This is a genomic window from Pantoea sp. ICBG 1758 (assembly GCF_002928325.1).
Classification (GTDB): domain Bacteria; phylum Pseudomonadota; class Gammaproteobacteria; order Enterobacterales; family Enterobacteriaceae; genus Pantoea; species Pantoea eucrina.
This window is the reverse complement of the sequence record NZ_POWL01000005.1, coordinates 192,147-199,233: the sequence shown is the minus strand read 5'-3', so window position 1 is coordinate 199,233 and position 7,087 is coordinate 192,147. Positions and strand designations below refer to the sequence as shown.

The following is a 7,087-nucleotide window of genomic DNA, read 5'->3' as shown; positions in this document are numbered from 1 at the left end:
CAACCACTTTTTTCAGCGTTTTCTCCGGCGGGGTGAATCGCTTCACGCCCTGCTGAGCCCGTCTGCGTTGCCGCTTTGCCGTCTCAGTGGTGGCGCATTATAGGGAGTTCTCGCCGGGTGACAAGTGTTTATTGCAAAAAAATAGCTGAGCGTCTCTTTTTTGAGCGAAAGCGCTAAAAGCAGGCATTATATGACCAATTAATGGCCAAAATGGCCTCGTAAGAGGCACAAATCAACGTCATCGCCTGTAACTGCAATGCTATTCTTTTCTGATAATGCTGTTTGCCAGCACCACCAATAGAAGGATTTTCGATGATTCGTTCTGCGCGCAGTATGGCTGGCTTGCCGTGGATAGCCGCAATGGCGTTTTTTATGCAGGCACTCGACGCAACCATTCTTAATACAGCGCTGCCGGCCATTGCCACCAGCCTTGAACGCTCCCCCCTTGCTATGCAGTCCGCCGTTATCAGCTATACCCTGACTGTCGCTATGCTGATACCCGTCAGCGGCTGGCTGGCCGACCGGTTTGGCACGCGCCGTATTTTTATTATTGCCGTTTCACTGTTTACGCTGGGATCGCTGGCCTGCGCCCTGTCGGGCTCGCTGACTATTCTGGTGGTGTCACGCATTGTGCAGGGCGTGGGCGGTGCCATGATGATGCCGGTGGCGCGTCTGGCTCTGCTGCGTGCCTATCCGCGCAGTGAACTGCTGCCGGTGCTTAACTTTGTGACCATGCCGGGTCTGGTCGGGCCTATCCTCGGACCGATGCTGGGAGGCCTGCTGGTTACCTACGCCAGCTGGCACTGGATTTTCCTGATCAATATTCCCATTGGTATTGCCGGTATTTTTTACGCGCGTAAATATATGCCGGATTTCACCACGCCAAAACGCCGCTTCGATTTTACCGGCTTTCTTCTTTTCGGTCTGGGGCTGGTGCTGATCTCAGTGGGCATTGAGCTGTTCGGCGAGCGCATTGTTGCGTCATGGCAGGCGCTGCTGGTGCTGTTTGGCGGCTTTGCACTGCTGCTTCTTTATATACTGCATGCGCGACGCCATTCCGCACCGCTGATCGGCCTGCCGATGTTCCGCACCCGCACCTTTTCTGTCGGCATTCTCGGCAATATTGCGGCGCGCCTCGGCACCGGCTGTATTCCCTTTCTGATGCCGCTGATGCTCCAGGTGGGCTTCGGCTATCCGGCTATTATTGCAGGTTGCATGATGGGACCTACGGCCATTGGCTCGCTGCTGGCTAAATCGACGGTGACGCAGGTGCTGCGCCGTTTTGGCTATCGCCGGACCCTGGTGGGCATCACCATCATTATCGGTATCCTGATCGCCAGCTTCTCGCTACAGTCACCGGGTGAGGGCGCAGTTATGCTGCTGATAGCGCTGTTTGTGCTGGGCATGGCGATGTCAACGCAGTTCACCGCGATGAACACGATTACGCTGGCCGATCTGAATGATGACAACGCCAGCGGTGGCAATAGCGTACTGGCGGTAACGCAGCAGGTTTCTATCAGCTTTGGTGTTGCGGTCAGCGCGGCGGTGCTGCGCTTTTACCAGGATTTTGAAAGTACGACCGTGCAGCAGTTCCACGCTACGTTTCTGACGATGGGCGTCATTACCGTGCTGTCTGCCGCCGCGTTTCTGTTACTGCGGCCCGGCGACGGCCGTAACCTGATCGCCAACCGGGAAAAGAAAAAGAAAGCGGCTTAAACAGAACCGCGTTCCACCAGCTCCGGCGTCAGCACCAGCGTTTGCTGACTGGCGTCGGGCGCGCCCATGCGGTGAATCAATGTATCGATAGCCAGCTCGCCCAGCTCATCTTTTGGCTGATGTACCGTGGTCAGCGGCGGTGTCAGATAGCGGGCCAGTTCGATGTTGTCATATCCCATAACCGCAATATCCTGCGGTACCTGCAGGCCCGCCTGATACAACGCGTGATAGACGCCAACGGCCATCGCATCGTTACTGGTAAACACCGCCTCCGGTACCGGCTCCAGCGCCAGCAGCTGCGTCATGGCATTGAATCCGCCCTGGAACTCAAAGTCGCCGTCAACTACATACCCATCAGGTACCGTTAAACCGTGCGCCGCCATCGCTTTATGAAAGCCTTCAAGACGAAGTCGCGCCGGCGTTTTGTCCTGCGGTCCCGCAATACAGGCAATACGCCGGTAGCCTCGTTCAATCAGATGGCGGGTCGCCATTTCGCCGCCCAGTAAGGCATTATCCTGAATGATATCGCCCCGTCCCTCAAACGGTGCCCAGTCCATCATTACCATCGGCACCGAGGGATAACGATTCAGGATCTCAGCCGAAGGCAGATGCGTCTCCGTGCACATCAGCAGCAGGCCATCCACGCGCTTTTGCATCAGCGTTTCCAGGCTGCGATTCATGCGCTCTTCATCCCCTTCGGTATTACACAGGATCAGGCTATAGCCGCGTTCGTAACAGCTGTTTTCCACGCCGCGCACGACCTCAGCATAGAAAGGGTTGCTGCTGGCCGTCAGTAACATACCGATAGTACGCGTCTGTCTGATCTTCAGGCTGCGCGCCAGCGCCGAAGGGGCATAGTTCAGCTCACGGATGGCCTGTTCAACCTTTTCGCGCACCTGCTCGCTGACAAAGCGATTGTTATTGATCACATGCGAAACGGTAGAGGTGGAGACGCCCGCCTGACGGGCAACATCTTTCATGGTAGCCAAGCGCTTATTCCTGTTGCTGCAGGAAAGCGTCGATTTCGCGGCGCCACGGTACAGCAGGCTGAGCGCCGGGCCGCGTTACGGCAATCGCCGCTGCCGCATGCGCAAACCGTACCGCATCATGCATCGTCATGCCTTCCAGCCGCGCGGTAATAAAAGCACCGTTGAAGGTGTCACCTGCGGCAATGGTGTCAACGGCCTGTACGTTAAAACCAGGAATGCGCTCGCCGTTACCCTGTTCGCTCAGCCATACGCCGCGCCGCCCCAGCGTAATCAGCACGGTGCGGATCCCTTTGGCATGCAGCACCTGCGCTGCCTGTGCGGCCTCAGCGTCACTGGTAACGGCAATCCCGGTCAGGATCTCCGCTTCGGTTTCGTTAGGCGTAATGATGTCAATCTGTGCCAGCAATTCATCCGTCAGCCTGGTCGCAGGGGCCGGATTGAGGATCACCTGCGTGCCGTGCTGTCGCGCAAGCTGCGCTGCCGTCAGCACGCTTTCCAGCGGGGATTCCAGCTGCATCAGCAGCGCCTCAGCGTCAGCGATCACCTGCTGATGACGCCGTACATAGTCTGGCGTCAGCGCGGCGTTCGCGCCGGCATAAATGCCGATGTTGTTTTCACCTTCACCGTTGACGAAGATCATCGCCACGCCGGTTGCCTCTGACGGGATGGCTTCAACCGGCGCGATATCAATATTGTCGCGCTGCAGCTGTTCACAGATGCGTTCGCCCGTGTCATCGCCACCTACACAGGCGATAAAGGCGATATCAGCCCCCGCGCGTCCGGCTGCCACCGCCTGATTAGCGCCTTTACCGCCAAACGCAATCTGATACGCCTTACCGATAACGGTTTCACCGGGGCGCGGGAAGTGACTCAGGTTCAGGATATGATCGGCGTTGATGCTGCCCATTACCGCCAGTTTTGCGCATTTACTCATAGGGAGAGATCCAGGAAGTTGCGCCACCCTGAGGGTGACGCGAGGCCACGCTTTTCTTTGGTTTTATTTAGTGACGAGTTTCAGGTCAACCGGGTTGATCGCCTGCACTTTTTCACCTTTCAGCACTTTGTCTGCGGTATCCACGCCAATCATACCAATCTTATCCGGCATCTGCGCCACGGTTGCGGTCAGTTTACCGGACTCTACCGCTTTCACGCCGTCAGCCGTACCATCAAATCCAACCACCAGCACATCGGTTTTACCGGCGGTCTGCAGCGCACGCAGCGCACCCAGCGCCATCTCATCGTTTTGTGCAAACACCGCCTGCACATCCGGATGCGCCTGCAGCAGGTTCTGCATCACGTTCAGCCCTTTAGTACGATCGAAGTCAGCCGGCTGACTGGCAAGAATAGCAAATTTGTGCGCATCAGCGGCCTGCTTGAAACCTTCACCGCGCTCGCGTGCGGCTGATGTGCCGGCGATGCCCTGCAGCTCAATGATTTTTGCGCCGTCACCCACTTTTTTCGCAATAAAATCGCCCGCCATTTTACCGCCAAAGCGGTTGTCAGAGGCGACGTGGCTCACTACCTTGCCCTGTGCTGCCATACGGTCCAGCGTGATCACCGGGATATTTGCCTGGTTAGCCATTTTTACGGCGTTGCCAACAGCGTCGGAATCTGTCGGGTTGATCAGCAGCAGCTTAGTGCCGCGAACGGTCAGATCCTGCACGTTAGCCAGCTCTTTTGCCGGGTTGTTCTGGGAGTCCAGCACCACCAGGTTGTAGCCAAGCTTGTCCGCTTCTTTCTGAGCGCCATCTTTAAGCGAGACAAAGAAGGGGTTATTGAGGGTAGAAACCACCAGCGCAATCGTATCCTTGGCCATTGCGCCGGCACTCAGGGTGGCACCAAGAATGACGGCCAGTGCAGTTAATTTTTTCATTTACAGGATCCTGTGTGAGGGTCAGAGTTATTTACTGCTTTTGTTATCTACCAGCACCGCCAGTAAAATCACGACGGCTTTAACAATCATCTGGTAGTAGGAAGATACGCCCATCAGGTTCAGGCCATTATTCAGGAAGCCCAGAATCAGCGCGCCAATCAGCGTACCCATAATACGGCCTTTACCGCCTGCCAGGCTGGTGCCGCCCAGTACCACTGCAGCAATCGCATCCAGTTCATAACCGGTGCCAGCCGTAGGCTGTGCTGAGGAGAGACGGGCCACTTCAATCGTGCCTGCCAGCGCTGCCAGCAGTCCGCTCAGCGCATAGACGGTAATTTTGACGCGGTTAACGCTGATACCTGACAGACGGGTAGCGGCTTCATTACCGCCCAGCGCATAAATATAGCGACCGAGGCGGGTGTGATGCAGCATGTACCACGCCAGCGCAAACACCAGCGCCATCAGCCATACCGGCGTCGGGATCCCCAGCGGACGACCGATACCGAACCAGCCAAACAGATCGGCGTTTTCACTGAAGCCGGTATTCACCGGACTGCCGTCGGTGTAAACCATGGTGACGCCGCGCAGCAGCAGCATCATCACCAGCGTGGCGATAAACGCCTGCACCCTGCCGCGCGCAACTATCACGCCGGTGATGCCGCCAATAAACGCGCCCAGCGCCAGAGAAGCGGCAACGGCAACCAGTGCATTGACCTCCATGCCGACAATAGACGCGGCAACCGCACCGGTAAGCGCCAGCAGCGATCCCACTGACAGGTCGATGCCTGACGTCAGGATCACCAGCGTCATGCCCACCGCCATAATGGCGTTGACCGAGGTCTGCTGCAGAATGTTGAACATGTTGGCCAGCGTAAAGAAGTTCGGGCTCTGGCTGGCGACCACGGCGATCAGCACAATCAGCGCAATCAGTGACTTCTGCTCCAGCAGCCAGCTTTTGCTGAACCAGCGGCGGCTGGCGGGTAGGGTTTGGGTACTCATACGACTAAATCCTCGCTGTGTTGCTTACCGACCGCCGCCGCCATCAGGGATTCCTGGGTAGCCTGCTCGCGGGAAAATTCGCCACTGATATGGCCTTCATGCATCACCAGAATGCGATCGCTCATGCCCAGCACTTCCGGCATTTCCGATGACACCAGAATGATGCTCAGCCCTTCCGCTTTGAACTGATTAATTAACTGATAAATCTCTTTTTTGGCACCCACATCGACACCGCGCGTGGGTTCATCCAGGATCAGCACGTCCGGACGGGTCATCAGGCCGCGGGCAATCGCCACCTTTTGCTGATTACCGCCGGAGAGCAGGCCAATTGGCTGCATCATTGAGGGCGTCTTTACATTGAACAGGCGGATAAAATCGCCTACCGCCAGCTGCTCTTCCGCATGTTTCAGGTTACCGCCGGCGTGGCTGAAATAGCGCAGCGCCGTCAGCGACATGTTCTCTTTTACCGACATTCCGAGCACCAGTCCGTCACGCTTACGATCTTCAGAGATATACACGATACCGCTGGCGAGCCCCTCCTGCGGCGAACGTACGGTCACGGTACGGCCATTCAGCGTGACGCTGCCGCTGCGGCGCGGCAGGGCGCCATACAGCACTTTCATCAGCTCAGTGCGCCCGGCCCCCATCAGCCCTGAAATCCCCAGAATTTCACCTTTGCGCAGGGTAAAGCTGACATCCTCCACGCCTGAACCACAAAGCTTTTCAACCTGCAGACGGATTTCACCGGGCGATTGATCGAGATGGGGATACTGATCTTCCAGCTTGCGTCCCACCATCATCTCAATCAGCTGCTCTTCGCTCAGATCGCTGACGGCGCGTTCGGCAATAAACTGCCCGTCACGAAATACGGTTACGTCATCGCAGATCTCAAAAATTTCTTTCATACGGTGCGAGATATAGACAATGCCGCACCCCTGCGCTTTCAGTTCATTGATAACGTGAAACAGCGACAGCGTTTCGGTATCCGTCAGCGCATCCGTCGGCTCATCCATGATGATGACGCGCGATTCAAAACTCAGTACTTTGGCAATCTCTACCATCTGCTGGTCGCCAATTGAGAGATCGCCCACCAGTTTGTGGCTGCTGAAACGCAGGTTAAGACGCTTAAGCAGCGACTCTGCCTCGCGATGCATCTTTTTCCAGTCGATACGGCCAAACCGGTTTACAAACTCCCGGCCGAGGAAAATATTTTCCGCCACGCTCAGCTGCGGGATCAGATTAAGCTCCTGATGAATAATGCCGATGCCTGCCTCCTGCGACGCTTTAGGGCCGGAGAAGGCGACAGCTTCACCCAGCCACTGCAGCGAGCCGGCGTCCATGGTGTAGATGCCGGTCAGCACCTTCATCATGGTGGATTTACCGGCCCCGTTTTCGCCTACCAGCGCCATAACGCGCCCCGGGTAGACCGCCAGCGAGGCACCATTCAGCGCCTTTACGCCAGGAAACGACTTTTCGATTCCTTTAAGTTGCAGTAAGGGTTGCATAGCGG

At 56.7% G+C, this 7,087-nt stretch carries 6 protein-coding genes; 1 reads left to right on the top strand and 5 read right to left on the bottom strand.

Translation table 11 applies throughout. The features are described from left to right. Positions 1 to 312: 312 nt before the first annotated feature. Positions 313 to 1,716 (top strand): multidrug transporter subunit MdtD, encoded by a 1,404-nt coding sequence (gene mdtD / locus C1Y41_RS16720; RefSeq protein WP_104085899.1) that lies wholly within the window; start codon positions 313 to 315, stop codon positions 1,714 to 1,716. Here the strand turns inward: mdtD and rbsR are convergent. From rbsR to rbsA, 5 genes are all read right to left on the bottom strand, one after another. Further along, positions 1,713 to 2,696, bottom strand: coding sequence for a ribose operon transcriptional repressor RbsR (gene rbsR / locus C1Y41_RS16715; RefSeq protein WP_039381369.1), 984 nt, complete (start codon positions 2,694 to 2,696; stop codon positions 1,713 to 1,715). The genes mdtD and rbsR overlap by 4 nt on opposite strands. Positions 2,697 to 2,709: 13 nt before the next feature. Then, positions 2,710 to 3,639, bottom strand: a complete 930-nt coding sequence (gene rbsK, locus C1Y41_RS16710; protein WP_104085898.1) for a ribokinase — start codon at positions 3,637 to 3,639, stop codon at positions 2,710 to 2,712. A gap of 63 nt (positions 3,640 to 3,702) precedes the next feature. Further along, the gene (gene rbsB, locus C1Y41_RS16705; RefSeq protein ID WP_039381376.1) at positions 3,703 to 4,578 is read right to left on the bottom strand and encodes a ribose ABC transporter substrate-binding protein RbsB; all 876 of its coding nucleotides are present in this window, start codon (positions 4,576 to 4,578) and stop codon (positions 3,703 to 3,705) included. A gap of 27 nt (positions 4,579 to 4,605) precedes the next feature. Beyond that, positions 4,606 to 5,577 (bottom strand): ribose ABC transporter permease, encoded by a 972-nt coding sequence (gene rbsC / locus C1Y41_RS16700; RefSeq protein WP_039381378.1) that lies wholly within the window; start codon positions 5,575 to 5,577, stop codon positions 4,606 to 4,608. Beyond that, entirely contained in the window at positions 5,574 to 7,082 is a 1,509-nt protein-coding gene (gene rbsA / locus C1Y41_RS16695) for a ribose ABC transporter ATP-binding protein RbsA (RefSeq protein WP_104085897.1), read from the bottom strand. Before rbsA ends, rbsC begins: the two co-directional genes overlap by 4 nt. Between the last annotated feature and the right edge of the window lie 5 nt (positions 7,083 to 7,087).